Annotated in this window: 26 protein-coding genes, 1 tRNA gene and 1 pseudogene; 13 read left to right on the top strand and 15 right to left on the bottom strand. The window is 72.6% G+C overall.

Annotated features, from left to right (window positions below):
- Positions 1–34 precede the first annotated feature (34 nt).
- Entirely contained in the window at positions 35–577 is a 543-nt protein-coding gene (locus LN042_RS06840; RefSeq protein ID WP_230049416.1) for a DUF6197 family protein, read from the top strand.
- 106 nt (positions 578–683) lie between these two features.
- Positions 684–1,847 (top strand): LpqB family beta-propeller domain-containing protein, encoded by a 1,164-nt coding sequence (locus LN042_RS06835; RefSeq protein WP_230049413.1) that lies wholly within the window; start codon positions 684–686, stop codon positions 1,845–1,847.
- On the opposite strand, the gene LN042_RS06830 is transcribed toward LN042_RS06835, so the two are convergent.
- Positions 1,835–2,413 carry a hypothetical protein gene (locus LN042_RS06830; RefSeq protein ID WP_230049411.1) on the bottom strand — a complete coding sequence of 193 codons (579 nt, stop codon included), beginning with the start codon at positions 2,411–2,413 and terminating at the stop codon, positions 1,835–1,837. The genes LN042_RS06835 and LN042_RS06830 overlap by 13 nt on opposite strands.
- Before the next feature lie 60 nt (positions 2,414–2,473).
- Here LN042_RS06830 and LN042_RS06825 point away from each other — a divergent pair, with 60 nt between their 5' ends.
- Positions 2,474–3,649: an oxygenase MpaB family protein gene (locus LN042_RS06825; protein ID WP_230049409.1), complete on the top strand. Its 1,176-nt coding sequence runs from the start codon at positions 2,474–2,476 to the stop codon at positions 3,647–3,649.
- Positions 3,650–3,740: 91 nt separating this feature from the next.
- Here LN042_RS06825 and LN042_RS06820 read toward each other — a convergent pair whose 3' ends face one another.
- The 10 genes from LN042_RS06820 to LN042_RS06775 form a co-directional block, all read right to left on the bottom strand.
- The gene (locus LN042_RS06820; protein WP_230049407.1) at positions 3,741–4,028 is read right to left on the bottom strand and encodes a hypothetical protein; all 288 of its coding nucleotides are present in this window, start codon (positions 4,026–4,028) and stop codon (positions 3,741–3,743) included.
- A 49-nt stretch (positions 4,029–4,077) separates the two neighbouring features.
- A complete protein-coding gene (locus tag LN042_RS06815; protein ID WP_230049405.1) occupies positions 4,078–5,028 on the bottom strand; it encodes an SDR family NAD(P)-dependent oxidoreductase in 951 nt (316 codons plus the stop codon).
- Between the two features lie 382 nt (positions 5,029–5,410).
- Positions 5,411–5,484, bottom strand: a tRNA-Ala gene (locus LN042_RS06810).
- A 76-nt stretch (positions 5,485–5,560) separates the two neighbouring features.
- Positions 5,561–6,538 (bottom strand): divisome protein SepX/GlpR, encoded by a 978-nt coding sequence (gene sepX / locus LN042_RS06805; protein WP_230049403.1) that lies wholly within the window; start codon positions 6,536–6,538, stop codon positions 5,561–5,563.
- Between the two features lie 153 nt (positions 6,539–6,691).
- Positions 6,692–7,276 (bottom strand): GNAT family N-acetyltransferase, encoded by a 585-nt coding sequence (locus tag LN042_RS06800; RefSeq protein WP_372495679.1) that lies wholly within the window; start codon positions 7,274–7,276, stop codon positions 6,692–6,694.
- 14 nt (positions 7,277–7,290) lie between these two features.
- Positions 7,291–7,794, bottom strand: a complete 504-nt coding sequence (locus LN042_RS06795) for a MogA/MoaB family molybdenum cofactor biosynthesis protein (protein ID WP_230049401.1) — start codon at positions 7,792–7,794, stop codon at positions 7,291–7,293.
- Positions 7,791–8,228, bottom strand: coding sequence for a cyclic pyranopterin monophosphate synthase MoaC (gene moaC / locus LN042_RS06790; protein WP_230049506.1), 438 nt, complete (start codon positions 8,226–8,228; stop codon positions 7,791–7,793). The genes LN042_RS06795 and moaC overlap by 4 nt, the downstream gene beginning before the upstream one ends.
- Positions 8,229–8,401: 173 nt before the next feature.
- Positions 8,402–9,739, bottom strand: a complete 1,338-nt coding sequence (glp, locus tag LN042_RS06785; protein WP_230049400.1) for a molybdotransferase-like divisome protein Glp — start codon at positions 9,737–9,739, stop codon at positions 8,402–8,404.
- Positions 9,740–9,791: 52 nt separating this feature from the next.
- Positions 9,792–10,709, bottom strand: coding sequence for a UTP--glucose-1-phosphate uridylyltransferase GalU (galU, locus tag LN042_RS06780; RefSeq protein ID WP_230049398.1), 918 nt, complete (start codon positions 10,707–10,709; stop codon positions 9,792–9,794).
- A gap of 55 nt (positions 10,710–10,764) precedes the next feature.
- Complete coding sequence (locus tag LN042_RS06775) at positions 10,765–11,592, bottom strand: GGDEF domain-containing protein (RefSeq protein ID WP_230049396.1); 828 nt, start codon at positions 11,590–11,592, stop codon at positions 10,765–10,767.
- A gap of 38 nt (positions 11,593–11,630) precedes the next feature.
- Between LN042_RS06775 and LN042_RS06770 the strand changes: the two genes are divergently transcribed.
- Positions 11,631–12,218, top strand: coding sequence for a 5-formyltetrahydrofolate cyclo-ligase (locus LN042_RS06770; protein ID WP_230049394.1), 588 nt, complete (start codon positions 11,631–11,633; stop codon positions 12,216–12,218).
- A 67-nt stretch (positions 12,219–12,285) separates the two neighbouring features.
- On the opposite strand, the gene LN042_RS06765 is transcribed toward LN042_RS06770, so the two are convergent.
- Positions 12,286–15,021, bottom strand: a complete 2,736-nt coding sequence (locus LN042_RS06765; protein WP_230049392.1) for a penicillin acylase family protein — start codon at positions 15,019–15,021, stop codon at positions 12,286–12,288.
- Between the two features lie 309 nt (positions 15,022–15,330).
- On the opposite strand from LN042_RS06765, the gene LN042_RS06760 reads away from it, so the two are divergent.
- The 4 genes from LN042_RS06760 (at position 15,331) to LN042_RS06745 (ending at position 19,463) form a co-directional block, all read left to right on the top strand.
- Positions 15,331–16,815 carry a potassium/proton antiporter gene (locus LN042_RS06760; protein WP_230049390.1) on the top strand — a complete coding sequence of 495 codons (1,485 nt, stop codon included), beginning with the start codon at positions 15,331–15,333 and terminating at the stop codon, positions 16,813–16,815.
- A gap of 274 nt (positions 16,816–17,089) precedes the next feature.
- On the top strand, positions 17,090–18,388 hold the full coding sequence (locus tag LN042_RS06755; protein ID WP_230049388.1) for an MFS transporter: 1,299 nt from the start codon (positions 17,090–17,092) through the stop codon (positions 18,386–18,388).
- Positions 18,389–18,530: 142 nt separating this feature from the next.
- Complete coding sequence (locus LN042_RS06750) at positions 18,531–18,860, top strand: FmdB family zinc ribbon protein (RefSeq protein ID WP_230049386.1); 330 nt, start codon at positions 18,531–18,533, stop codon at positions 18,858–18,860.
- A gap of 309 nt (positions 18,861–19,169) precedes the next feature.
- Complete coding sequence (locus LN042_RS06745) at positions 19,170–19,463, top strand: hypothetical protein (RefSeq protein WP_230049384.1); 294 nt, start codon at positions 19,170–19,172, stop codon at positions 19,461–19,463.
- Positions 19,464–19,538: 75 nt separating this feature from the next.
- On the opposite strand, the gene LN042_RS06740 is transcribed toward LN042_RS06745, so the two are convergent.
- A complete protein-coding gene (locus LN042_RS06740) occupies positions 19,539–19,751 on the bottom strand; it encodes a hypothetical protein (protein ID WP_230049382.1) in 213 nt (70 codons plus the stop codon).
- Between the two features lie 181 nt (positions 19,752–19,932).
- Here LN042_RS06740 and LN042_RS06735 point away from each other — a divergent pair, with 181 nt between their 5' ends.
- A complete protein-coding gene (locus tag LN042_RS06735) occupies positions 19,933–20,754 on the top strand; it encodes a MerR family transcriptional regulator (RefSeq protein ID WP_230049380.1) in 822 nt (273 codons plus the stop codon).
- Positions 20,755–21,305: 551 nt separating this feature from the next.
- Positions 21,306–21,941, top strand: coding sequence for a Type 1 glutamine amidotransferase-like domain-containing protein (locus LN042_RS06730; protein ID WP_230049378.1), 636 nt, complete (start codon positions 21,306–21,308; stop codon positions 21,939–21,941).
- Between the two features lie 176 nt (positions 21,942–22,117).
- Here LN042_RS06730 and LN042_RS06725 read toward each other — a convergent pair whose 3' ends face one another.
- Together LN042_RS06725 and LN042_RS06720 are read right to left on the bottom strand one after the other, a co-directional pair.
- Positions 22,118–22,591: a phosphotransferase gene (locus LN042_RS06725; protein ID WP_230049376.1), complete on the bottom strand. Its 474-nt coding sequence runs from the start codon at positions 22,589–22,591 to the stop codon at positions 22,118–22,120.
- A gap of 326 nt (positions 22,592–22,917) precedes the next feature.
- Positions 22,918–23,433: a putative immunity protein gene (locus tag LN042_RS06720; RefSeq protein WP_230049374.1), complete on the bottom strand. Its 516-nt coding sequence runs from the start codon at positions 23,431–23,433 to the stop codon at positions 22,918–22,920.
- Positions 23,434–23,561: 128 nt separating this feature from the next.
- Between LN042_RS06720 and LN042_RS06715 the strand changes: the two genes are divergently transcribed.
- The 3 genes and pseudogenes from LN042_RS06715 to LN042_RS06705 form a co-directional block, all read left to right on the top strand.
- On the top strand, positions 23,562–23,939 hold the full coding sequence (locus LN042_RS06715) for a nuclear transport factor 2 family protein (protein ID WP_230049372.1): 378 nt from the start codon (positions 23,562–23,564) through the stop codon (positions 23,937–23,939).
- 408 nt (positions 23,940–24,347) lie between these two features.
- Positions 24,348–24,992, top strand: a complete 645-nt coding sequence (locus LN042_RS06710; protein ID WP_230049370.1) for a flavin reductase family protein — start codon at positions 24,348–24,350, stop codon at positions 24,990–24,992.
- Positions 24,993–25,016: 24 nt separating this feature from the next.
- A pseudogene (locus LN042_RS06705) lies at positions 25,017–25,348 on the top strand (phosphatase); the annotation flags it as partial.
- Positions 25,349–25,493 lie beyond the last annotated feature (145 nt).

Below are 25,493 nucleotides of genomic sequence, written 5' to 3'. Positions count from 1 at the left end.
GAAACGGCACAAATACGGACAGAGGAGACCTGCCGTGCATCCGACCCTGCTGCCACCAACCCCACCCGTCGTCGACCTCACCGTCGATGCCACCGGCCTGATCGCCGAGATCGAGGCCTACCTCGCCGGGCTGCCGGCCCCGGCCCGGCACCCGGTGGCGTACGTCTGCCCGCTGGGCCGGACCGTGCAGCCCTGGTACGCCGGGCACCCGCTCCCCCGCCGCACCGCGCTGGACCGGCTGGCCCGCCGCCCCGCCCGGCCGGTGCCGGTCAGCGCGGCCCAGCACCTGGAGCTGACCTCCCGTTACCTCGCCGCCGCCGGCTGGCTGCAGGGCGCGCTGTGGGACGCCGACGGGCGGGTCTGCCTGCTCGGCGCCCAGGCGGCCGTGCTGGCCCACGGCTACGGCCGCCCGGCCACCGTGCAGACGGCGCGGGTCCAGGTGATGGAGGTGCTGCACGCCACCGGACGCCCCGTCAACTCCCCGGACGAGTACAACGACCGGCCCACCACCCGGCAGGCCGACATCCACCGGCTGCTGGAACGGGCGGCGCTGCGGGCCCGCACCCTGGGCTTGTAGGGCTTGTGACAGAGCTGTGACGGCCGCCCGACCGGAACCGGACGTTGCGGCCGCCAGACTGGTGCCCACACCAGCTGAACACCGCACCTTCCGGGGGGAAGTTCCCATGGCCGTTCGCCGTCGTCGCGGCTCCGCCGCCGCTCTGGCCCTCACCGCCGCGCTGAGCGTCGGCTCCACCCTGCTGCTGACGGCCTGCGGGCCGGACGGCGCCGCGCCGTCGGCCGCGTCCTCGCCCGCCGCGACGCTCACCGCCACCGAGCCCGCCGCGTCGTCACCCGCCGCCGTCCCGTCGGCCACCGCCACCCCGTCGGCCCCCGGAGCCCAGACGCCCGCCGCCGGCTCGACGCCCACCGGAAACGGCACCACCCCGAGGCCGTCCGCGACCCGCACGGGTGCCCCGGCTCCCGGCGGCAGCGCCACGCCGAGCGGCCCCGGCGCGCCCACCCGCGGCACCGGCACCCCGCACCTGACCATCAGCAACGGCACCAACCTGGTGCAGATGCCCGACTCCGTCGTCGACTTCCACACCCGGGTGCGCGACCTCGCCTGGGCCCCGGACGGCAGCAGGGCGGTGTTCGTCAACGGCAACGGCGACCTGGTGACCGCCAAGCCGGACGGCACCGACCAGATCGTGGCCGCCAAGAACCCCGGCGGCCAGACCTGGTCGCACCCCACCTGGATGATGACCATGCCCGATCCCCAGATCGGCCTCCCGAACCGGGACACCATCATCTTCACCGCCGACCGGGGCGGCACCACCAAGCTGATGCAGGTGCGGGGCGACGCCGTCAACGGCACCCCCACGGTGCTGCCGCTCAGCGCCGGGGCCCCCGGCGACAACGGACCGGTCACCCTGCCGCAGACCGCCAACACCTGGGCGAACGTGGGCGGCACCCATGGCAGCATCGCCTACGAGAACACCGCCGACGGCTCGGTCTACATCCGCGACGACTACACGCGCCAGCAGGGCTACAAGCTCACCGAGGGCTCCGAGCCGGCGCTCTCACCGGACGGCAACGAGGTGGTCTTCGTCCGCTCGGTCGGCGGCCACGACCACCTCTTCGAGGTGCGGCTGGGCCAGAACACGATCACCCCCCAGGACCTCACCCCGGGGGCCACCACCGACTACACCGAGCCCGCCTTCTCGCCGGACGGCAAGGAGGTCACCGTCCGCACCCCGAACGGCACCGCCGCCATGCCTGCCGACGGCGAGCTGCTCCCGCACCCGGGCGGCGCCGCCATGCCGGGCCTGCCCGCCTACCGCCCCTGAAGCTCGGCCCGGAGCGCGGCCAGCTGGTCGGCCGCCTCCTGGTGCGGCAGGAACTCCACCACGTCCAGGAACCGGAACAGCACCCGGGTGGCGGTGATCGCGAACTCGTAGTCCGCGAAGCCGACCACCGCCCCCATGGTGCCCCGGGCCCTGCCGCGGACCAGCTCGCCCGTCACCTCCTCCGCCCCCTGCACGTCCCGCGAGCGCCGGGCGTTGGGGCGGGCCAGGTACGGGCAGACCATCGACGCGTAGAGCATGCAGGCCCGGTGCCCCGGCCCCTCCAGGGTCGGGGCCATGTTGCGGTACGGCGCCCCGGCGGCCAGCGCCCGCCCGATCGCCTCGGCCTCGGTGGTGCCCACCACCCGCCACACCGGCCCCCGCTCCATGAGCTCCCCGCACACCGAGCACTCCCGCCGGCGCGCGCACCGGGCGCTGCGCTCGTAGTCGGTGAGCGCGAACGTCGGCTCCCCGTCCTCCCAGGGCGTGATCGCGGGCACCGGGTAGCCCCGCTCGTCCCGCGGCCGGGCGGCGACGGCGGGCGGCATCGGAACGGCATCGAATCGCATGCCCGTAGCCTTTCAGACAGTTCGAACTGACACACCTTCACCGGACCGGATCACACATCTATGACGACGACCCACACCACCGCCCCGCTCCCCGAGCGCCTCGTCAACTTCGAGGCGGCGAAGGCAGCGCACGGCGAGCGGGCCGAGCACATGGCCCGCATGCTCACTGTGGGCGACCCGCTCGCCGACGCCGTGACAGCCGAGTTGGACGCCCTGGGCAAGGACGGCCGCCGGCTCCTCAACCAGGGGCTCGCCGACGGCCTGAGCACCCTGGGCGACCCGCCGCCGGCGATCGGGGCACTGCTGCAGCAGCTCGAAACGCTGCCCGACTGGGTCGACCGGGAGGCCCTGGCGGCCGGTGACCGGGTCGCGCACCTGGTGCCGCCGCTGTGGAACACGCTCGCGTTCTCCGCCGGTTCGCTGTCCCACACCTACAGCTCGCCGAGCATCGCCCGGCTCCTCGTCCAGACCGGGCAGCTCGACACGATGGCGGCCCGGCGGCTCGCCGAGACCAGCCTGTGGAAGATCAGCGCGATCCTCCCGGGCGGACTCCTTCGAGGGGCGACCGGCTACCTCCAGACCGTCCAAGTACGCCTGCTGCACGCCCGGATCCGGGCGACGGCGCTCAAGCACGGCTGGGACACCGGGCGTTGGGGCCTGCCGATCAACCAGGTGGACGTCGCCCGCACCTGGCTGGACTTCACCGTGGTGCCGTACTCCTTCCTGGCCGCCGTGGGATTCGTCCTGACCGAGGAGGAGCAGCGGAGCCTCTACGAGTACTGGTGGTACGTCGCCCGTCTCCTGGGCCTGGACGAGGGCTTCTTCCTCGGCACCCGCAGTCACGCCGAGGCGTCGGCGCTCGCGGACCTGCTGGACTCAACCAGCGACGCACCCGACGCCAACAGCCGGGTGCTCAACAGGGCCCTCTACGACGCCACGGCCGAGTTCCTCGCCCAGGCCCCGCGGTCGACCTTCACCAAGGAGTCGGCGCAGGACCTGATGAACGCCCTGGCCCGCCACTTCCACGGGGACGCGATCGCCGACGCCCTCGGCATCCCCCGCTCCGGGGCCGCCACCGCACTGCCGGCCCTGGCGGCGGGGCATGCCCAGGCCCGCCGCTACCAGTCGCTGGTGCCGGGCGCCGCGGAGCTGGAACGGGCGTCGAACATCCAGGCGTACACCGCCATAGCCGCCAACGTGCAGGGGGCCACCGCCTACCAGAGCAACGTCATGTGATCCGTGTCGCGGGCGCCCTGGTCCGCTCCGGGCGCCCGTCGGCCAACGGTCCATTGGAGACCGGGCTCGGCGGGCCGGACCGGCGGGCCCGTCAGGCAGGTCGGCGCCGCCGGTAGTAGGCCAGGGCCCGAGCCAGAGCCGGCACGATCGGCCCCCACGGCATCGCCGGGCCGCTGCGCAGCCGGGCCAGAGCCATCCACCATCCGCTGCTGGACCCCGCCTCGGGCAGGATGCCCGCCCAGGCGAGCGGCATGAGGTCGAACATCGCCACCAGGGCCGGGCCGCCCAGCAGCACCGGGATCACGGCGGCGGGTGGGGGCACCCGACGGCTGCCGACGAACGGGCTCCAGCGCGGGAACGGCTCGCCCCAGCCGGCCACCAGCCCAGTGGGCGGCAGACACCGGACCGCTGTCTCGGCGGTGGGACGCCTACGGGAGGCCGAGGTTCGGGTCGACGTCGGCCAGGTCGCAGCTGACGGCCCAAAGCCGGGCCGCGACCGCGGTGTCGGTCAGGTTGTCGTAGCGGGGCTCCGGCCGTGGCTTGCCCCGCAGGCCGAAGACCCTCGGTCCCCACTGCTGTCCTCCCCTCACCTGCGGGTCGAGGACGGCCCGCACCGCGGGCCAGGCTCCGGCGTGCTTGCCCTGGACGAAGAGGCCGGCAGGCAGGCCGCTCAGCCGCTCGCCGACGGTCGTCACGTGCACCGGCGGGCGGGCGGGTGTGAGGGAATCCAGCGCGCCGCCGGGGTGGACCACCACGCTGAGCACCGTGCTGCCGGCGGCCCGCAAGCGGCGGTCGAGCTCGAAGCCGAAGTGCATCTGCGCCAGCTTCGACCGCCCGTAGGTGCGCTTTGGCCGGTAGTCCTTGGTGGACTGCGGATCGTCCAGGTCCAGTCGCTCGGACCTGGCCGCGAAACTGCCGACCGTCACGATGCGGCCTGCCGGCGCGGCCGACAGCAGCGGCGCCAGCCACTGGGTCAGCGCGAAGTGCCCGAGGTGGTTGGTCCCGAACATGAGCTCGTTGCCGTCCTGGGTTTCGCGACGCGGTGGCTCGTCGAGGGCGATTCCGGCGTTGTAGACCACCGCGTCGAGCTGTTCGAGCTCCAACGCGTCCACAGAGGCCCTGAGGGACGACAGGTCGGCGAGGTCCAGCCGGAGGTGACGCACGCGCGCGCCGGGGACCCGGGAGCGGATCGAGGCCATGGCGGCTTCGGCCTTCGCGGGGTCCCGACCGCCGAGCACGACGTCGGCCCCGGTTCCGGCGAGCTGTTCCGCGGTGAAGTAGCCGATCCCCGCGTTTCCACCGGTGACCAGGAAGGTCCTGCCCTCGGCACCTGGCAGACGACGAACGTCCCAACTCCGGGAAGGCGGATCGGAGGTCATGGCGGCAGGCTCCTCAGGCTCAGGGCGACTGGACGGGCACGGTCGAGCCGGAGCGCCGATGCGCGGCGACCACCCACCACTCAAGGTCGCAGCAGCCACCCACAGATCGCCGACAGATCGACGACAGCACACCGACAACCCGCCCCGGCCGCCCCGCTTTCAACGGGCCCTCCCCACCCCCGGGCTGACGAGCGGTTCATGCGAAACCCGAAGCGATCTACGTCACACCGCCGTTGGCAACCCCACCGGCATGGGCCGCCCCCACCCCCGGATCGCCCGCATCTCGAACAGGCCCGCCAAAAACAGAAATCCCGCCCGGTCCTTGCGGACCGAGCGGGATCTCGTGACCCTTCACGAGGCTGACTCGTGAACAGTCGTCAGGTGGAGCTGAGGGGATTCGAACCCCTGACCCCCTCGATGCGAACGAGGTGCGCTACCGGACTGCGCCACAGCCCCAACGAGAAGAAACTCTAGCACCTTTTCGAGGGGGCTCGTGACCACCCCCCTGGTCGGAGGGGTACCGCCGCCCCGGCTACTCGTTGGCGGCGCGGGGGCGGGTGTGGGCGGCCGGGTCCTGGTACTGGTCGAACAGCGGGGTGCGGGGGGCTTCCGCGGGGCGGGGGGCGCCCGCCGACGCCGTCCAGGCGCCGGGGGCCGCGAGGTCCAGGCCGCGGTTGACCCGGGGGGCGACGGGGGCGGTCACATAGGTGGGCAGCGGCACCGGGACGGGCTCCCAGGAGTCCGGCCCGGCGGCGGCCCGCTCACGCAGCCCGTCGACCCACTCCTCGTGGTCGGTCGTCTCCACCAGGTCCTGCCGGGCGGCCGACTCGGGCCGCTCCGCCTCGGCGGCGGCCGCGGCCGAGGCGAGCGCCTGGGCCGTGGCGAGCGCCCGGGCCGACTCGATCGGCTCGGTGGCCTCCTCGGCCACCGCGAGCGGGGCCGTCCCGGCGACGCGGGCCCTGGCGTGCTCGCGCTCGCGCACGGCCGCGGCGGCCGCCGCCGCCCGCGCCCGGTCGAGCTTGACCTCGCAGCGCTGGCGCTCCAGGCGGCGCAGGTGGCCGATGTAGAGGGTGAGCAGTACGGCGGGCAGCGCCGGCACCCAGAGGAACGCGACGCCGGCCACCGCCGCGACCACCGTGCCGAGCGCGAAGGCACCGAAGAGCAGGGTGACCATCCGGCGCCGGCGGGCCAGCAGCCGGGCCCGGCGGTCGAGCCGTCCGGTGCGGACCGGTTCGGCGGCGGGCAGCGCCGCCGGGATCTCGCCGGGCACGCCGGTGGCACCGCCGTCGGACGCACCGTCGGCGGCGGAGTCGGTGGGGTCGTCTTCGCCCAGGGCCCGGGACGCCCGCCGCTCCAGCGCCGAGCGCCCGGCCAGCAGGCGAATGGCGGTGCTGAAACGTTCTGTCGGGCGCGATTCGTTGAGCTCGTCCTGCCTGCGGAGCCACATGGGCACCAGATAGGCAGCCCAGGCCCCTACGATGACCGCGTAGATGAGGCCGCTACTGCTCACGTTTCACACCGTACGGGCGTTGGGTAAGGGCGTCAGCAATTTGGCGCGGCGTGTCGTCCCGCCAAACTGATTCTCTGACTATTTTGCCGGTATTTGTGACCGCTTGACCGCGTGCCGATGCCATATCGATATCAATTTCGAACACTTATTCAATTACCTCAAACGCCAACGCCGGAGCAGTCCTTCGGGGACCTCCTCCGCGGTCAGCGCGTACACCAGGTGGTCGCGCCAGTCCCCGTCGATGTGCAGGTAGCGCGGCCGCATCCCCTCGGAGCGGAAGCCGAGTTTCTCCACCACCCGGCGGCTGGGCCGGTTCTCCGGCCGGATGCACACCTCGATCCGGTGCAGCCCCAAACCCTGGAAGCAGTGGTCGACGGCCATCGCCACGGCGGTCGGCATGATGCCCCGCCCGGCCACCGCCTCGTCGATCCAGTAGCCGATGTTGGCCGAGCACATCGAACCCCAGGTGATCCCGCCCACCGTCAACTGGCCGACCAGACGCCCCTGGTAGAGCAGCACGAAGGGCAGCATCCGGCCCGCCGCCGCCTCGCTGCGCAGGTAGCGCACCATCTGCCGGTAGGTCGGCCGCGGTCCGACGGCGCGCCCCGCCGGCGCGGGCGGCACGGTGGCCTCCCAGCGCCGCAGCCAGTCCCGGTTCCGCCGGCTCGCCTCCTGCCAGGCCCGCTGGTCCCGCAGCCGGATCGGTCGCAGCACCACCTCGCCCTCGCGCAGCTCCACCGGCCAGCCGCCGCTCAGCTGGTGCTCCCCTCGGCACCGGCCGCCGGGCGCGGATGGTCCCCGCCGGCCAGCTGGTCCACGGCGTGCGGGAGCAGCGGAGCCAGCACCGCCAGGCCGTCCTTCACCCCGCCGGTGGAGCCGGGTAGGTTGACGATCACGGTCCGGCCCGCCAGGCCGGCCAGGCCGCGGGAGAGCGCCGAGGTCGGCACCTTGTCCCGGCCGTGGGCCCGGATCGCCTCGGCGATGCCCGGCACCTGACGGTCGATCACCTGTGCCGTCATCTCCGGAGTCAGGTCCATCGGGGAGATCCCGGTGCCGCCGGTGGTCAGCACCACGTCGTAGCCGGCCGCCACCGCGGCCCGCAGCGCCGACAGCACCGGTTCGCCGTCCGGCACCAGCTGCGGGCCGTCCGTCTCGAAGCCCATCGCGCGCAGTCCCTCGACCAGCAGCGGCCCGCCCCTGTCCGGGTACACCCCGGCCGCGGCGCGGTTGGACACGGTGATCGCCAGCGCTCTCACGCGGCACCGCCGCGGACCCACTCGCCGCTCTTGCCGCCGGACTTGCTGAGCACCCGGACGTCCTGGACGGCGGCGGCCTTGTCCACCGCCTTGACCATGTCGACCAGGGTCAGTCCGGCCACCGCCACCGCGGTCAGCGCCTCCATCTCCACGCCGGTGCGGTCGGCGGTGCGCACCGTCGCGGTGATCTCCACCGCCCCGTCGGTCACCGCCAGGTCGACCTGGACGCCGGAGATGGCGATCGGATGGCAGAGCGGGATCAACTCGGGGGTCTTCTTGGCACCCATGATCCCGGCGATCCGGGCGGTGGCCAGCGCGTCGCCCTTTGGCAGGCCCTCGCCGCGCAGGAGCTCGACCACCCGGGGCGAGACGGTCACCCGGCCGGCCGCCACCGCGGTGCGCACCGTGGTCTCCTTCTCGGAGACGTCGACCATCCGGGCGGCGCCGGTCTCGTCCACATGCGTCAGGCGGTCGCCGGGGGGTGTGGTCACGTCAGTTCTCCAGCAGGACGGGGCGAATTCCGGCCGCTACCGTACCGCTCCCGGCCCACCGCACCGCGCTCGGCGCCACTCGATGGGCTGAGGCGCCGTCAGCCGGGCGGCGCCGTTCAGTCGCGCAGCAGCACCACGTCGACCACGTCACCGGCCGCCACCGCCTCGGTCCGCTCCGGCACCACGATCAGGCAGTCGGCTCGGGCCAGGGCCCCGACCAGGTGCGAGGAGGCGCCGCCGACCGGCTCCACCGCGCCCTGGTCGGCCAGGTAGCGGCCGCGCAGGAACTGCCGCCGCCCGGCCGGGGAGCGCAGCGCGGCCGTGCAGACCGCCAGCACCCGGGGCCGGTGCACGTCCGCGGCGCCCAGCATGGTGCGGATCACCGGCCGCACGAACAGCTCGAACGAGATGTAGGCGCTCACCGGGTTGCCGGGCAGGGCCAGCAGCGGCACGCCGTCCGGGCCGCCGAGCCGGCCGAAGCCCTGCGGCTTGCCGGGCTGCATCCGCAGGGTCCGGAAGTCCATGCCCGCGTGGTCCTGGAGGGTCTCCTTGACCACGTCGTGGGCGCCGACGCTGACCCCGCCCGAGGTGATGATCAGATCGGCCCGGCCCAGCTGCTCGTCCAGCACCGCGCGCAGCCGCTCGGCGTCGTCCGGCACCCCGCCGACCCGGTAGGCGATCGCGCCGGCCTGCTGGGCGGCGGCGGTCAGGGTGAAGCTGTTGGAGTCCCAGATCTGACCCGGTCCGACCGGCTCGCCGGGCGGCACCAGCTCGCTGCCGGTGGAGAGCACCACCACCCGGGGGCGCGGCCGCGCCTTGACGCTGCCGCGGCCGATCGCCGCCAGCAGGCCGAGCTGGGTGGGGCCGAGCATGGTGCCGGCCGGGAGCACCGTGCTGCCGGCCGCGATGTCGCTGCCCCGGCGGCGGATGTGCGCGCCCCCGCGGACCTCCTGACGGATCCGCACCTCCTCGTCGGCGCGGGCCGGGGCCATGGCCCGGGCGGCCTCGCCGGTGCCGGTGCCGCCGTCGGTCCACTCCACCGGGACCACCGCCTCGGCGCCGGGCGGCACCGGGGCGCCGGTCATGATCCGCACGGCTTGGCCGGGGCCGACCGCGGGCAGCCGGCCGGCGCCGGCGGCCACCTCGCCGACCACGGTCAGCACCGAGGGGTACCGCTCGGTGGCGTTGACGGTGTCGGCGGTGCGCACCGCGTATCCGTCCATCGAGCTGTTGTCGAACGGCGGCAGGTCGCTGCCGGCCGGCACGTCCTCGGCCAGCCGGCAGCCCTGGGCGTCCAGCAGCCGCAGCTCGATCGGGGGCAGCGGGGTGACCGCGGCCAGCACGTCCGCCAGGTGCTCGTCGACCGTCCAGTACCGTCGGCCGGGGGCCTCGGTGGCACAGGCGTCCGCCTGCTGCCGGCGCTCCTGGTGGTGGCCGTGCTGATCGGTCGTCATCCCGCTACCGCCTTCCGGCAGGCCCGAGCCTGCACTCGCTGGAGGCAGGCGCTCAGGCCTGCATCTCGCTCCCCACGAACTGCTTCAGCCAGCCGCGGAACTCCGGGCCGAGGTCCTCGCGCTCGCAGGCCAGCCGGACGATCGCGCGCAGGTAGTCGGCTCGGTCACCGGTGTCGTAGCGGCGGCCGGAGAAGAGCACGCCGTGCACCTGACCGCCCTCCTCGGCGTTCAGCGTAGCCAGGGTGCGCAGCGCGTCGGTGAGCTGGATCTCACCGCCGCGGCCCGGCTCGGTCTTCTTCAGCACCTCGAAGACCGCGGGGTCGAGCACGTAGCGGCCGATCACGGCGTAGTTCGAGGGCGCCTCGGCCGGGTCCGGCTTCTCCACCAGGTCGGTGACGTGGAAGACGTCGTCGCCGAGGCCGTTGGCCTCGACCGCGGCGCAGCCGTAGAGGTGGATCTGCTTCGGGTCGACCTCCATCAGGGCCACCACCGAGCCGCCCAGCTCCTGCTGGACCTCGATCATCCGGGCCAGCAGCGGGTCGCGCGGGTCGATCAGGTCGTCACCGAGCAGCACCGCGAAGGGCTGGCCGGCCACGTGCTGCTCGGCCACCAGCACCGCGTGGCCCAGGCCCTTGGGGTCGCCCTGGCGGACGTAGTGCATGTTGGCCAGCGAGACGGACTCCTGGACCCGGCGCAGCTTGTCCTCGTCGCCCTTGCGGGCGAGCAGCTCCTCCAGCTCGTAAGCCCGGTCGAAGTGGTCCTCCAGGGCGCGCTTGTTGCGGCCGGTGACCATGAGTATGTCGGAGAGTCCGGCCGCGGCGGCCTCCTCGACGACGTACTGGATCGCGGGCTTGTCGACGACCGGCAGCATCTCCTTGGGCGTGGCCTTGGTGGCCGGGAGGAAGCGGGTTCCGAGGCCGGCAGCGGGCACAACCGCCTTGGTGACGGGCATACGGGAGTTCGTCGTCATGCGTTGACCTTACTGAGGGCGGAGGGCCGAGCTGACCGCCGGAGGGGTCGGTCGGCTATGAACGACGAACCTCGCCGGGGACAACCACGGCCGCGACACTGCGGGTAGGGCCGGACCGGGCGCTGGGGCCCGGCGCGGCACAGGCCGACACACTACCGTGCCGTCCTGAACCGGATACGCGCCGTTGTCCACCCCCCTGCTGCTTGGCCGCGGCCAGGGCGCGGTCGGCGGCCCGCAGCAGCGGCACCGGGTGACCGCCGTCGTCCGGCAGCACCGCGATGCCGGCGGTGGCCAGCAGGCCGTTGGCGGTGGGCCGCGGCCGCTCCCGGGAGTCCACCGGGTCGACCGCGAAGTCCAGCAGCCGGTGCCGCCGGACCGCCCAGCAGAGCCGCTCGGCCACCTTGGCCGCCCCGGCCGCGCCGGTGTCCGGCAGCACCACCAGGAACTCGGTGCCGCCGACCAGCCCGAGCACATCGGTGCGCCGCACCTCGACGGTGAGCCGCTGGGCCAGGTCGCGCAGCACGGCCCGGGCCCGGCCCCGGCCGTGCTCGGCGGTGACCGCGTCGAAGCCCTCGACCTCCAGCAGCACCACGGCCAGCTCCGGCCCCCGCTCCCCCGGCTTCCGGCGGCGGGCGCAGCGCTCCACCTCGCGCTCCAGGGTCTGCTGCAGGTGGCGGTGGTTCCACACCCCGGTGACCGGGTCGCGGGCCGCCAGCCGGGCCAGCTCGTCGCAGCGCTCCTGGAGCTCGGCCAGCCGCCGGCGCAACCCCGCCGCCTCGCCGGCGGTGGCCTGTCGCAGGCGGCGCAGGCGGGCCCACAGCACCCAGCCGGTCCCGGCGGACACCACGCTGAGCAGGGCTGTGGCAGGCATCAGGAGGGACATGGGACTCCCTGGGGGCGGGCTGGGGGAGGATCGGAGCCGTGTCCGACGATCTCTTGTACAACGACAAGGCCGCGCTGCGGTCACGGCTGCTCGCCGCCCGGCGCGCCCTGTCCCCCGAACGGCGGTCGACGGCGGCCGCGGCCATCGCCGAGCGGGCGCTGACCCTGCTGCCGGCGGGCGCCGTGGTGGCCGCCTACGTCTCGGTGGGCGCGGAGCCCGGCACCCGCCCGCTGCTCGACCGGCTGCACCGGCGCGGCACCCGGGTGCTGCTGCCGGTGCTGCTGCCGGACAACGACCTGGACTGGGCCGCCTACCAGGGCCCGGACCGGCTCGCCCCGGCGGCGCGCGGCCTGCTGGAGCCGACCGGCGAGCGGCTGGGCCCGGACGCGGTCACCGCTGCCGACGTGGTGCTGCTGCCGGGCCTGGCGGTGGACCGGCGCGGGCTGCGGCTGGGCCGCGGTGGCGGCTCCTACGACCGGGTGCTGGCCCGGCTGACCGCCGCCGGTGCCACGCCGCTGCTGGTCACCCTGCTCTACCCGGAGGAGCTGCTGGAGCGCGTGCCCGTGGAGCCGCACGACCACCCCGTGCACGCGGTGGTGACGTCGGACGGCGTGCACCGGTTCTGACCGCGCGAAGGCCCGCCCTGACGGAGCCTGGGTTCCAGGAGTCGGGGCGGGCCTCGGGCGGGGTGGCTCAGGGCTGCAGGGTCAGCGTGTTCCTGGTCGCCTGGTCCACTGCCTGGCTGGAGTACGCCCAGGTCAGCATCTTGCCCTGGGCCCACAGGCCGGTCTGGTCGTCGTAGTTGTCGTCGAAGGCGTGCCCGGACTCACCGCCCACGTTGATCCAACGGGAGGCGTTGAAGTCGTTCAGGTCGACCACCATCCGCATCGACGGGACCCAGTCCACGTCGTAGCCGGCCGCGGCGGTCCAGCCGGTGGCGTCGACCGCCGCCGAGCCGCCGGACAGCTGGAACGGGCCGCGGTTGAGCAGCCGGTGGATCAGCCCCGAGGCGATCGAGGAGTTGTCGACGCCGAGGGTCTGCTCGTTGAGGCTCAGCTCGTGCAGCCGGCCCCAGCTCCAGGTGGAGATGTCCTTGCCGAGGTGGGCGGTGAGGTCCTGGCGGGCGTCCTTCATCGCCTCCTTCAGCAGGTTGTCCAGGCCGTGCTGCTGCACGTGGTTGGAGTCGACGTAGTCCCACCACGAGCTGTTCGGGTCGGCCAGCTGCTGCCGGACGACCTCCATCCAGCGGTCGCCGCCGTCCGGCTGAGCCTGGCTGGGCTTGCGGGTGCCGCACTGGGTGACGATCTTCGTCTCACCGCCGACCGAGCCGGCCGGCTGATTGGCGTCCACCTTCTGCGCGACCAGCAGGCAGTCGCCCTGGGCGCGCACCGAGGCCGGGAACTTCTGCCCGAAGGCCAGGGTGAGCAGCTGGCGCCAGACGCCGTTGTAGTAGGCGGCGGCGGCCGAGTCGGCGTCCTGGTTGTAGTTCCAGTCCTTGAGCAGGTCCTGGGCCTGGCGCACGTACGGGTCGGTGACCTGCTCCTTGAGCAGCAGCGGCACCAGGGTCTTGGCCATCACGCTGGCGTTGTCCAGCTGGATCGACTGCATGTCGTCCGGCGAGATCTTGCCGCCGTTGGCCAGTCGGGCCTTGATCTGGTCGTCGATCTCCTTGGCCCGGGTGCCGTACTCCCAGTCGTTGGTGATCAGCGGCTTGTAGCTCTGGTCGGCCACCGGCTGGTTGGCGGTGACGATGTAGCCGGACGGCGGGTCCTCCACCCAGGGCAGGGACTTGAAGTCCAGGTAGCCCTTCCAGTCGTAGCCGGAGTCCCAGCCCGGGGCCGGGTAGCGGCCGTCGCCCTTGCCGCGGACCGGGATGACGCCCGGCGCCTGGTAGCCGATGTGGTTCTGGGTGTCGGCGTAGATCAGGTTCTGCGCGGGGACGGCGAAGTCCTTGGCCGCCGCGCGGAACGCGGTGAAGTCGGTGGCCCGGTCCATCTCGAAGACCGCGTCCATGGTCCTGCCCGGATTGAGCGCGGTCCAGCACAGCGCCACGCCGTAGCCGGAGGTGCCGCGGTCGGGTGCCGAGTTGCCGACCGGCGCGTAGGTGCCGACGTTCTGGTCCTCGGTGCTCTGATCGGAGATCAGCGGGCACTGGTTGCCGAGTCCGTTGGTGGTGGCGCGCACCGTGATGGTGCGGTCCGCCCCGTTGGCCACCTTGATGGTCTCCTGGTGGGTGGCGAACTTCTGGTCCTGGTTGTCCTTCAGGTAGGTGTCGGGACCGGTGATCTTCTCCAGGTAGAGGTCGGCCACGTCGGCGCCCATGTTGGTGAAGCCCCAGCTGATCGACTGGTTGTGGCCGATCACCACGCCCGGCATGCCGGCGAAGGTGAAGCCGGTGGTGTCGTACTGGCAGCTCGGGCTGACGGTCCGGCAGTGCAGGCCCATCTGGTACCAGACGTTCGGCAGACCGGGACCCAGGTGCGGATCGTTGGCCAGCAGCGGCTTGCCGCTGACCGTGTGGCTGCCGGAGACCACCCAGGAGTTGGAGCCGATGCCCTGCCCCTGCGGGCCGAGCAGCTGCGGCAGCTTGCCCATCTTGCCGGAGACGTCCTGCAGGCCCTTGGTCACCGCGGAGCCCTGCTGGACCGCGCCGGTGGTGCCGGTGGACCCCGCGGGCTTGTAGGTGCCGTCCGCGCCGACCGTGCCGCCCTGGGTGATGGTGGGGTTCCGGTCGTAGGGGTAGTCCGGGTAGAGCTGGTTGATCTGGTCCTGGGTGAAGGTCTGGCTCAGCAGCGAGCGGTCGATCTCGTCCTGCACGTTGCCGGAGAGGTTCCAGGCCATCGCCTTCAGCCAGGCGACCGAGTCCACCGGCGTCCACTGCTCCGGCTTGTAACCGCTGTTGACGGTGCCGAGGAGGGTGTACTCCAGCGAGGCGGCGGCCCCGCCGGGGTGCTTGGAGAGCCAGGCGTTCACACCGTCCGAGTAGGCCTGCAGGTCCTTCTTGGTGTCCGGGCTGAGGACGGTGTCGTACTCCTTCTGCGCCACCTCGCGCCAGCCCATGGTGCGGATGAACGCGTCGTTGTCGACCTGGCTGGAGCCGAACATCTCCGACAGCCGGCCGGCCGTGATGTGCCGGCGCACGTCCATCTCCCAGAACCGGTCCTGCGCCTGGACGTAGCCCTGGGCCTTGAACAGGTCCTCGGGCGTGTCGGCGTAGATCTGCGGGATCCCCTGGGCGTCCCGCTTGACCTGCACCGAGCTGCTCAGGCCCGGCACCTGGACCGTGCCGCTGACCTGCGGGAAAGAGGCGCGCACGGTGTTCACCGCGTACCATCCGCCGGCCGACGCACCGGCCACCAGCAGCACGACGAGCAATAGCACTAGCAGTCGGGCGCGCCGAAACTTCTTGGAGCGTCGCGAGCGGGGCATCTCGGTCCTAGGTGCAGGGAGCGGGGCAACGTAACCACAGGGACCCTACCCGGCGCGGGTGAGGCGCTCCGTCCGGGTTGGCCCGTGGGCCACCGCGTGCCGACCCACCGTCAGGGCCAGTGCAAAGATCGCGTAAAATGTTAGTCAGGGTAACGATCCCGCGGCTAACCATGTGTCACCCTGCCCGTCCACAGCCCCACCGGGCCCGTTCACCCCGTCGCCCACCACAGTGACCCTCCCCGCCCCCGCCCGTCACGGCTGCCCGACCGCGCTGCCCGACGGACGCCCGAGACGTCGAGGTGCCCCTGCGTGACCGTTGACCACCTGAACAAGCTGCTGCTCGAAGGCTCCGCAATCCTCCTGGTCGCCGTGGTCGCGGTGCGCCTGGCCAGCAGATCCGGACTGCCCAGCCTGCTGCTCTACCTGGGCATCGGCATGGCGATCGGGCAGAACGGACTGGGCGTCACCTTCGACGACGCCGAACTCACCCAAGTGCTGGGCTACGCCGCCCTGGTGGTCATCCTGGCCGAGGGCGGCCTGAAGACCAACTGGCGCGAGATCCGGCCGGTGCTGCCGGCGGCCACCGCGCTGGCCACCGTCGGCGTCGGGATCAGCGTCTTCGTCACCGCCGCGGGGGCCCACCTGCTGGTCGGGCTGGACTGGCGGCTGTCGCTGCTGCTCGGCGCGGTGGTCTCCTCCACCGACGCCGCCGCCGTCTTCTCGGTGCTGCGCACCGTGCCGCTGCCGGCCCGGCTCAGCGGCCTGCTGGAGGCCGAGTCCGGCTTCAACGACGCCCCCGTGGTCATCCTGGTGGTCGCCTTCGCCGGCACCGGGCCGCTCGACACCTGGTACGTGCTGCTCGGCACCATCCTCATGGAGCTGGCGATCGGCGCCGCCGTCGGCCTGGCCGTCGGCAAGCTGGGCGCGTACGCCCTGCGGCAGCTCGCGCTGCCCGCCTCCGGCCTCTACCCCATCGCCGTGCTCGCCCTCACCTCGCTCGCCTACGCGGCCGGGGCGCTGCTGCACGGCTCCGGCTTCCTGGCCGTCTACGTCAGCGCGGTGCTGCTCGGCAACGCCAAGCTGCCGCACGGCCCGGCGGTGCGCGGTTTCGCCGACGGCCTGGCCTGGATCGGGCAGATCGGCATGTTCGTCCTGCTCGGCCTGCTCTGCACGCCCGCCACCATGGGCTCGGCGGTGCTGCCCGCGCTGGTCATCGGCGCGGTGCTGGTGCTGCTCGCCCGGCCGCTCTCGGTGCTGCTCACCCTCACCCCGTTCCGGCTGCCCTGGCGCGAGCAGGCGCTGCTCAGCTGGGCCGGGCTGCGCGGGGCGGTGCCGATCGTGCTGGCCACCATCCCGCTGGTGGGCGGTGTGCCGAACGCCCGGGAGGCCTTCGACATCGTCTTCGTCCTGGTGGTGGTCTTCACCCTGGTGCAGGGCCCCACGCTGCCCTGGCTGGCCCGCCGGCTGCGGATCGGGGCCGGTGCGCTCGGCCACGACCTGGACGTCGAGTCGGCACCGCTGGAGCGGCTGCGCGGGCACCTGCTCTCGGTGGCGCTGGCGCCGGGCTCCCGAATATCCGGCGTGGAGGTCGCCGAGCTGCGGCTGCCCGCCGGCGCCGCGGTCACCCTGGTGGTCCGCGACGACAAGAGCTTCGTGCCGGACCGCAGCACGGTGCTGCGGTCGGGCGACGAGCTGCTGGTGGTCACCACCGACGCGGTGGGCGAGGCCACCGAGCGGCGGCTGCGGGCCGTCGACCGGGGCGGCAAGCTGGCAGGATGGCTGAACGGGAAGTGATCCTTCCCGGCACCGGTTGACGGTCCCGTACCATGGGCCGGACGTACTACCAGATCCACCCGCAACTTTCTGCCTGATGCAGAGTTGGCGCGACCGCTCGGCGGCCGCGGTCCGGCGGCCCCCCTTCTCGGGGCGTGCGGCCCTCGTCGGAGGGCCGCGGCTCGGACCCGGTATCAACCCCGGTCGACGCACGAGAGGACGACTCTCGGCGCCGTCGGGGTTTTCGCTTTCCGCCGCCCCGGCGGTCGCTACCAGGCAGCAGGAAGGACCGACCGTGGCGGCCCGCCCAACGGTCGACGACACCACCGAAGCCCCCACCCGCGTGGGCTACACCGCACTGCTGCGCACCCCCGGTGCCTGGACGTTCCTGCTCCCCGCCTTCGTGGCCCGGCTCCCCTACGCGATGCTCAGCCTGGGCATCGTGCTGCTGGTGCTCGACACCAACGGCTCCTACGGCATCGCCGGTGCCGTCGCGGCCACCGCCGCCACCGCGCAGGCGCTGGTCGGCCCGCAGACCGGCCGGCTCGCCGACCGGCTCGGCCAGGCCGCCGTGCTGGTGCCGGTGGTGCTGGTGCACGCCGTCTCGGTCGGTGCGCTGATCGCCCTGGCACTGGGCCACGCGCCGGTCTGGACGCTCTTCCCGGCCGCCGCGCCGGCCGGTGCCACGGTGCCGCAGATCGGCGCGATGGTCCGGGCCCGGTGGGTGACCAAACTGGCCGACCGTCCGGTCTACCTGACCACCGCCTTCGCCTTCGAGTCGGTCACCGACGAGTTCACCTTCGTGGTCGGCCCGGTGCTGGCCGGCGCCATCGCCACCACCGTCGCCCCGGCCGCCGCACTGGTCGCGGAGGCCGTGCTGACCGTGCTCGGCGGGCTGCTCTTCGCCGCCCAGCGGGCCACCGCGCCGACCCGGCACCTGCCCGAGCCCGGGGCGCAGCGGGTGTCCGCGCTGGCCTCGCCGGGCGTGCGGCTGCTGGTCGGCGCCTTCCTGGGCGTCGGCTCGGTCTTCGGCGCCATGCAGGTCTCGGTCACCGCCTTCGCCGAGCACGTCGGACAGGGCGACCTCAGCGGCGTCGTCTACGGCGTCTTCGCCGGCGGCTCGATGACCGCCGGAGTGCTCTACGGCCTGATCGCCTGGCGGCGCTCCCCGCAGCAGCGGATGCTGGCCGGCTACGGCCTGCTGGTGCTGGGCTGCTCGACGCTCTGGGCGATGCCCGACCTGACCGCGCTGACGATCGCCGGGCTGTTCTGCGGTCTGGCGATCGCGCCGACCCTGATCACCGGCTACACGCTGGTGGAGGCGCTGGTCGCGGACGGCGCCAAGACGGAGGCGTTCACCTGGCTGACCGGGGCGATCGGCCTCGGCCTGGCGGTCGGCTCCACGGTGGCCGGCCAGCTGATCGACCTGGGCGGGCCGTCGCTGGGCTTCCTGGTGCCGGTGGCCGGGGCGGGTGCCGGGCTGGTGGCGCTGGTCACGTTGCGGCGGCTCCTGACGGGTCCGGGCGCGGCGAGCCGTACCGTTGCCAGGGGCGGCGAAGCGGCTGCCCCGGTGGCGGAGCCGGCGGCCGGGTGACCGGGCACCGGTGGCCGTGACCGGGCGTCGAACGCACGTGGCAGGCCGCGCCGGGCCGGCCACACTGGACTGATCCTGCGGAATGCCGCATCATGGACCGTCGTTAGCACTCATCAGGCGAGAGTGCCAGGAGGAAGACACAGTGCCCACGTACCAGTACCAGTGCACCGAGTGCGGCAACGGCCTTGAGGTGGTGCAGAAGTTCACCGACGAGGCTCTGACCGTCTGCCCGAACTGCCAGGGCCGCCTGCGCAAGGTCTTCTCGGCGGTGGGCGTCGTCTTCAAGGGCTCGGGCTTCTACCGGACGGACAGCCGCTCCTCGTCGAGCAGCTCGGTGTCGTCGTCGACGTCGTCGTCCGGCGACTCCTCGTCGTCGTCCTCGTCGTCCTCGTCGTCGTCGCCGTCCTCCTCGTCGAGCTCCAGCAGCGCGGGCGCCGCGTCGACCGCCTCGGCGTCCTCGTCGGCCGGCTGACGCTCCACGCTTTCCGAAGGCCTCCCGGGACTGCCCGGGAGGCCTTCGTCGCGCCCGGGGGCCTGACGGCCCTTGTCGGCGCGGTGGGCGCGGTGGGCGCGGTGGGCGTCGACGGCGCCGCACTCATCGTCGGGGCCGCACGCGTCCCACCGGGACGGGCCGGCGTCCTTGGGCCTGGTCGCTCCTGATGGCTGCTGACGGCTCCTGGCGGCTCCTGGCGGGCGTTCCGGGTTGTCCACAGGCCCGGGGTTGTCCACAGGCTGCGGGGTGCCGCTACCGACTGGCCCGGGGCACGCCGAACCTGGTCCCATGACCGGATCGACCACTCCCCGCCACCGCCGGACCCACCGGCCGCCCGCCCCCGAGCCCGCCCCGCTGCCGCCGCGCCGCCCGGTGCCCGACTTCCGCCCGATCCGCCGGGGCGGCGGCGGTCGCCACCGCCTGCGCCAGGTGGCCTGCTACCGCCCCGGCGCGATGCTCACCGGCCTGGTCGTCTGCGCGACGGCCGCGCTGGCCACGGGCTCCCTCCCGCTGGCCGCGCTGGCACCTCGCCAGCTGCAGTACTTCTCGGTCCGTACCGACTGCCCGGCGCGACCGCCGTGACCTCTCGTGATGCGCGCTGCCTCGCGTGATGCGTGCTGCCCCGCGTGATGCGCGCTCAGCCGCCGTGGTGCGCGCTCAGCCGCCGTGGTGCGGCGGGCGCTGGCTCAGGTACCAGTCCAGGCCCCGGGCCCCCGAAGACTCCCCCCATGCCGCGTCGGTGTCGTCGCTGGTCTGCCGGTCGAAGGGGTCCCCGAAGACGATCTTCGCAGCGGCGGGCTCGGGCTTCCCGGCTGCGGTCTGCTCGTCGTCGTCGGCCGGCTGGTCGGGGGTGCTGGGCTGCTCGGTCACCCCTCCAGGGTAGGGCGGCGACCGTCGTGCCCGGACCGACGGGACTCCGGTGGTCGCGGCCGACAACCGGGCAAGCCTGGCCGACTGCTCGGGGCGGAGGGATCGCGACGGCTCCCTCGGCCGCGCCCATCAATAGCTTCTTGACCCTCACACCGTGTCAGGCGCTGAACTCGGAGCCATCATGTTCACCATCGGAGACTTCGCCCGGCACGGCCGCGTCTCGATCCGGATGCTGCGTCACTACGACGCGACCGGGTTGCTGCGACCTGCCCATGTCGACCCCGCCACCGGCTACCGCTACTACGCCGCCGCCCAACTCGCCCAGCTCAACCGCGTCATCGCGCTCAAGGACCTCGGCTTCACCCTCCAGCAGGTGCGGGACATCGTGGAGGAGAAGATCGCCCCCGAGGAACTGCGCGGCATGCTGCGGCTGCGGCGGGCCGAGCTGGAGAGCGCGATGACCGCGGCGGCGCTGCGGCTGGTGCAGGTCGAGGCAAGACTCCGAGCAATCGAGAGCGAGGGGCACATGCCCACGAACGACGTCGTCATCAAGAGCATCCCAGCCGTCCGGGTGGCGGAGCTGACCGCGACGGCCGCGAGTTTCGGGCCCGAGGACATCGGGCCCGTCATCGGGCCGCTCTACGACGAGCTCTTCCGGCTCCTGGCCGCGGCGGGTGTCCCTGCGACGGGCCCCGGCGTCGCCTACTACGAGGACGCCCCGGAGGGCGACGGCCGGATCAGCGTTCACGCTGCCGTCCAGGTCTCCGCTGACCTCCAGGACGGTGCCTTCCGGGTGCTCGACCTGCCGCCTCTCGAGCAGGCGGCGACCATCGTGCACCGCGGCTCGATGGACAGCGTGCTGCCCACCGCCCAAACGCTGGCGCGCTGGATCGACGGCAACGGCTACCGTTCCGTCGGCTACCCCCGGGAGATCAGCCTGGAGTGCCCGGAGAACCGTGACGACTGGGTGACGGAACTCCAGGCACCGGTGACCAGGGCCTGACCGCGATCGCGCGCTGAGTGGCCGGGCCTGGCCATCCGGCCACTCAGCCGCAGTCCCGCGAACCCTGAAACAACCCGAAAGGAGGGCACAGCAGCGGACAGCGGAACCATGTTGCAGACCGATGAGCGATGGCAGCGCTCCGCCGTGGGCCGTGGGTCGCGCGGCGGGCCACACCTGGGACCTCGAGGACTACCTCGACGACCTGACCGTGCACAGTGGCTCGCCCGGATCCTCGAGGAGCCGACATCGGAGCGGGCGGATCCGCAGACGGTCGGCGTGCGTGAAGCGGTCGCCCGGCTCGACCTGACCGTGCAACAGGTGCTGGCCCTGGAGGCGTCCCGGCGCTGCCGACCGACCAGTGGTGGCTGAGGAACTGCCCGGGCTGCGCTGCCCGGCTGGTTCTGTGAGAGTTCGATTCGGCATGCGGCGTGCGGATCCACGCTCGGTCGCGCTTCGACGATGACATCGCCGACATCGCCGGTGCCTTCCGGCGCATTCGCGGCGCAGCTGCGGCCCGGGCAGCGCGCTAAGGTCCGACAGTGCGCCTGTACTTGTCGTCTTTCCGTATCGGTGACCGCCCAGACCGGCTGCTCGAGCTCCTCCGGGTGGAGGCCGGTGAGATCGCCGTGATCGCCAATGCCATGGACGCCGCGCCTGCTGAGGTCCGGCGGGTGGGTGTCGAGCTCGAAACGGGGGCCCTGCGCGAGCTGGGCTTCCGGCCTCGGGAGGTTGACCTCCGGGAATACTTCGACCGGCCGGGGAGCGAGGTCGCAACCGCACTCGCGGCGTTTCCGGCCGTCTGGGTCCGCGGCGGGAACGCTTTCGTGCTGCGCTACGCAATGGCTCGGAGTGGGGCTGACACCGCGCTGACCGGGCGTCTTCGCGAGGACACGATCGTCTACGCGGGATACAGCGCCGGCCCCTGCGTGCTGGCCCCGAGCCTGCGCGGACTGGAGCTCTGCGACAACCCGCAGAGTGTTACCGAGGCGTGGGGTGACGAACCGGTGTGGGACGGGCTGGGGATCCTCGACCACGCCTTCGTCCCGCACGTCGACTCCCCCGGGCACCCCGAGACGGGACTCTGCGGGCGAGTCGCCGAGCGGTACCGGTCGGACGGTGTCCCGCACCGCACCCTGCGCGACGGACAGGTCCTCCTGATCGACGGTGACGAATCGCGGATCATCTGACGGAGAATAGGAGTTCGGCGGAGATCACGGGCTTCTACACCAACTGCTCCCTGCGCGTTTCCTCGTTCAGGGAGCGGGTCGTCCGGTTCATTGAGGCCCAGCGCGCAAGGTGGCCCGCGCTCTCCTTCAACTGCCGCCCAGCCCTATGTCGTTCGGCCCGGAATGGCGGTGGGAAGTCAATCCCGGGGCGGAGGAAGCGGACTGCCTGGAACTTTCGAGCCGGCCCGCGATGGAGGCTTTCTGGAAGGAGAACGGGCACGCTCAGCCGGCGCCTGTTGGTGCAGCGCCCGCAGAGACCCGGCGAGGGCCTCGGCCGACTCGGTGCGCGTGATCGGCGCACGATCGGCGGGCTCACCGTCGACCCAGCGCGCGATCGACCAGGTGTGCCCGAACAGGTTCGACAGTTGACCGATGCGCACCGGCGTGGGGATCGGCAGCGGCAGGCGCTCGCCCAACGCCGGCAACCAGGTCTGCTCCGTGCGCAGCAGCGTCGGAGCCCGCTCGGTGCGCGGCAAGCGCACGGCCAACTCCTCACCGAGTCGCCACTGCTGGTTGTCCCAGCCGCCGTCGACGTCACTCAGTTCCAGGTCCGCGAAGTCCGGGTGCCGGCCCCGCAGCAGCGCGCGCACCAAGTCCTGCTCGAACTTCAACTCCCCCTTGGCGACCCTTCGATCACCGGCGCGCGCGGGCGCGCTGCAACAGGCCGAACCTGGCAGGCGGAACGAGCTCGCTAATGCGAGCCGTCGGCGGGATGCAACTTCGCAGTCTGCTCCGCGAGTTGGCCGGTGACTGCGAGCCCGCTCTTCGAGATGAACGGTTTCCCGGGGCTGCTGTCGGCGCTGGTGGCCAACAGACGCCCCGACCGAGCACCCGCCTGACCGGACGCCATCGGGTCCCTTCCTCCAGCGCCAGCCGACGTCGGCTCCGTGAGCAGCCCGGTGGGTGATGCGAGGCGCGCGCGACGATCAGGGGCCCGTCAGCAGTCGAAGACCGACCAGCAGATCTCGTTGCGCAAACGCTGGTCGTCCAGGACGAGTTCGCGAATCGCAGCCGGGAGCTGTGCGCGCTGCCAGCGGCATTCGAGCCGTCCCGCGCTTTCGGCCTCGCCCGTGGGCGCCGCCGCACGCACAGCCTTGATCGCGTAGGCCGCAGCACCCAGTTCGTGTGCGGCGACGTGCGCCACCACCGCGGCCTGGCCGGCAGCGAACGCCGCATGGCGAGCCGCTCCGCTCAACACTCTTGCCGCCGCCATGGCGTGGCCGCCCGCTGCGCGGGATTCAGACATCCTGATCTCTCCGCGGGCCCACGCCCGGATCTGCTCGATCGCCTGGCGGGGCCGGGGATCCGACGGTTGCACGGACTCGAAGAGGTGCAGCACGTGCTCCGCGCACGCGGCCGCCCAGCTGGCCAGGAGCCGGTGGTCGGGGTCCGTGAGCGTGCCGCCGCGGCGGATGGTGGTGAAGCGCGGGTCGCGGTCCTTGGGAAGGATCACCCTTCGACCGTACTTCGACGCCATGCCACCCATCAAGGTCGAGCCAGGGCTGTGACCGGGATGGTCCACCGGGATCGAAAGGCGGCTCGCGGGACGAGCACACGCGCAATGGCTGGTATTACTGGGGCATGCAGGAAGAGACGGCACGCTCTGCGATCGACACCTTCATCTCCGCGTTCAACGCCTCGGACGACAGCTATGTGACTGCCCTGCTCTCCCAGGCCCTGACCTCAGACGTGGTCTTCTGGGGACCGTTGGGTCGCAGCGAAGGAATCGCAGCGGTCGAGCGGTTCGTGCTGGACATCCGGCACCACCCGGCGGGGACCGGCACGATGGTGCGCTGCTCGGCGGTGGACATGCCTGACGAGTGGGCCCGGTACCAGTGGGTCTTCACCACGCCGGATGGAGGTCCCCGCCTGGCGGGAACGGACGTCGTCCATCTGCGACGGAGCCTCATCGACCAGTTCATCGTCTTTGCGGGGGAGATCGGGCCGTCCGCCTCCTGAGTCGTCCCTCTGCCGCTGTCCTTCTCGTGAGGGCTTGTCCCATTCGGCGCTCCGGAGCTGCGGTTGGCGGTGGGTCAGGCTGCGGCGTTGAGGGGGCGTCCGCCCCAGCGGATGCCCTTCTCGCTGCGGTTGGCGGGCGCGTTCCTTGTGTTGGGCGGCAAGTACGTCGGGGTGGCGGGGCGTTGGCGTTGCGCCGGCGCAGGTAGCGGTGCGGTGCCTGGGTTTGCGTGGGGTGCCGGGAAGCGGCGGTCCAGTACGGGAAGTGTTGCGCTCAGGTAGCGCGCAGGGCGGCGCGACCGCAGGGTCCGATTACCGCCAGCGGCGTGCGACCGCCCCGGGCAGAGTCGTTGACGGCTCGCGCTTCCGATCGCGAGTCCGTCCGACGCACACTCCGTGAAAGGTGTACACATGCACGTCGTGCCCGGGCTCAAGGTGCTGTACTTCGGCACTCCGGTGGTGCTGATCAGCTCGCGCAACGAGGACGGCACCGCCAACCTCGCCCCGATGTCCTCCGCTTGGTGGCTCGGCCAGTCCTGCGTGCTCGGTCTGGCCAACAGCCACCAGACCACGGCGAACCTGCTGCGTGAGCGCGAGTGCGTGCTCAACCTGCCGTCATCGTCGATGGCCGATGCCGTCGACCGGATCGCACTCGTCACCGGAACGCCCGTCCTCTCGGACTTCAAGGCGGAGCGGGGCTACCGCTATGAGCCGGACAAGTTCTCCTTGGCCCGACTGACCGAACAGGCGTCGGAGCTGGTCGCGCCGCCGCGGGTCGCGGAGTGCCCGATCCAGCTGGAGTGCCGGCTCATCGCGGTGCACCCGCTCGCCGGCAACCCGGACTGCAGCGCCTTCGAGGTGGAGGTGCTCCGCGCCCATGTGGAGGAGCAGTTGGTCATCCCGGGGACGCACTACATCGATCCGCTCGGCTGGGACCCGCTGATCATGAAGTTCTGCGAGTTCTTCGGCGGCGGGCGCAACGTCCATCCGTCGGGCCTGGCCCGGGGATGGAAGATGCCGAAGCTGCGGCACCAGCTCGACCCGGCATCCAGCTGAGCCACCCCGGTCGTGTCATCACTGATGTTCGTCCTCTTCGATGTCGACGGCACGTTGATCGACGCCGTGGACAACCAGCGCCCGGTCTGGGCAACGTGGGCGGGGCGCTACCGACTGGACGCGGCTGAGGTCTACCCGTCGGGCGCCCATACGGCCTTCGACGGCGCCTCGGAGCTGCTGGGCACTTCGCCGTCCGGGGCGTGGGCGCTCGCGGCCTCCGACCATGAGCACCGAGTGAGCGGGAGGTTCGCACGGACGGGGCTGCCCGTCCCGAGCGTCATTGTGCACGCCGCCGCAGTGGCGGAAGGCGAACCGTCGGCCGTGCCCACCTACCGACCGCCGAGCAGCTCGGTGCTGCACGAAGCATCAGAGCCAGCGCCCCGGTCACCCTGGATCGGGCAACCGGCGGTCTGATCGCGGAGAACCGGGTCCGGCGGGCGTAGAGGGCGGGTTTCGATGCCGGCCGGGACACGGGAGGACACCGCCGACTCGTGCTGGAGT

The sequence above is a fragment of the Kitasatospora humi genome (assembly GCF_020907985.1).
In the GTDB taxonomy this organism is placed as follows: domain Bacteria; phylum Actinomycetota; class Actinomycetes; order Streptomycetales; family Streptomycetaceae; genus Kitasatospora; species Kitasatospora humi.
The sequence above is the reverse complement of the archived record's forward strand: the minus strand, read 5'-3'. Positions and strand labels throughout refer to the sequence as shown.

Coding starts and splice junctions, on each gene's coding strand:
- glp (WP_230049400.1), bottom strand. CDS start 9,739: ATGACGACCGATCAGCACGGCCACCACCAGGAGCGCCGGCAGCAGGCG.
- LN042_RS06735 (WP_230049380.1), top strand. CDS start 19,933: ATGTTCACCATCGGAGACTTCGCCCGGCACGGCCGCGTCTCGATCCGG.
- LN042_RS06715 (WP_230049372.1), top strand. CDS start 23,562: ATGCAGGAAGAGACGGCACGCTCTGCGATCGACACCTTCATCTCCGCG.
- LN042_RS06830 (WP_230049411.1), bottom strand. CDS start 2,413: ATGCGATTCGATGCCGTTCCGATGCCGCCCGCCGTCGCCGCCCGGCCG.
- LN042_RS06835 (WP_230049413.1), top strand. CDS start 684: ATGGCCGTTCGCCGTCGTCGCGGCTCCGCCGCCGCTCTGGCCCTCACC.
- LN042_RS06745 (WP_230049384.1), top strand. CDS start 19,170: ATGACCGGATCGACCACTCCCCGCCACCGCCGGACCCACCGGCCGCCC.
- LN042_RS06710 (WP_230049370.1), top strand. CDS start 24,348: ATGCACGTCGTGCCCGGGCTCAAGGTGCTGTACTTCGGCACTCCGGTG.
- LN042_RS06775 (WP_230049396.1), bottom strand. CDS start 11,592: ATGTCCCTCCTGATGCCTGCCACAGCCCTGCTCAGCGTGGTGTCCGCC.
- galU (WP_230049398.1), bottom strand. CDS start 10,709: ATGACGACGAACTCCCGTATGCCCGTCACCAAGGCGGTTGTGCCCGCT.
- moaC (WP_230049506.1), bottom strand. CDS start 8,228: ATGGTCGACGTCTCCGAGAAGGAGACCACGGTGCGCACCGCGGTGGCG.
- LN042_RS06825 (WP_230049409.1), top strand. CDS start 2,474: ATGACGACGACCCACACCACCGCCCCGCTCCCCGAGCGCCTCGTCAAC.
- LN042_RS06765 (WP_230049392.1), bottom strand. CDS start 15,021: ATGCCCCGCTCGCGACGCTCCAAGAAGTTTCGGCGCGCCCGACTGCTA.
- LN042_RS06815 (WP_230049405.1), bottom strand. CDS start 5,028: ATGACCTCCGATCCGCCTTCCCGGAGTTGGGACGTTCGTCGTCTGCCA.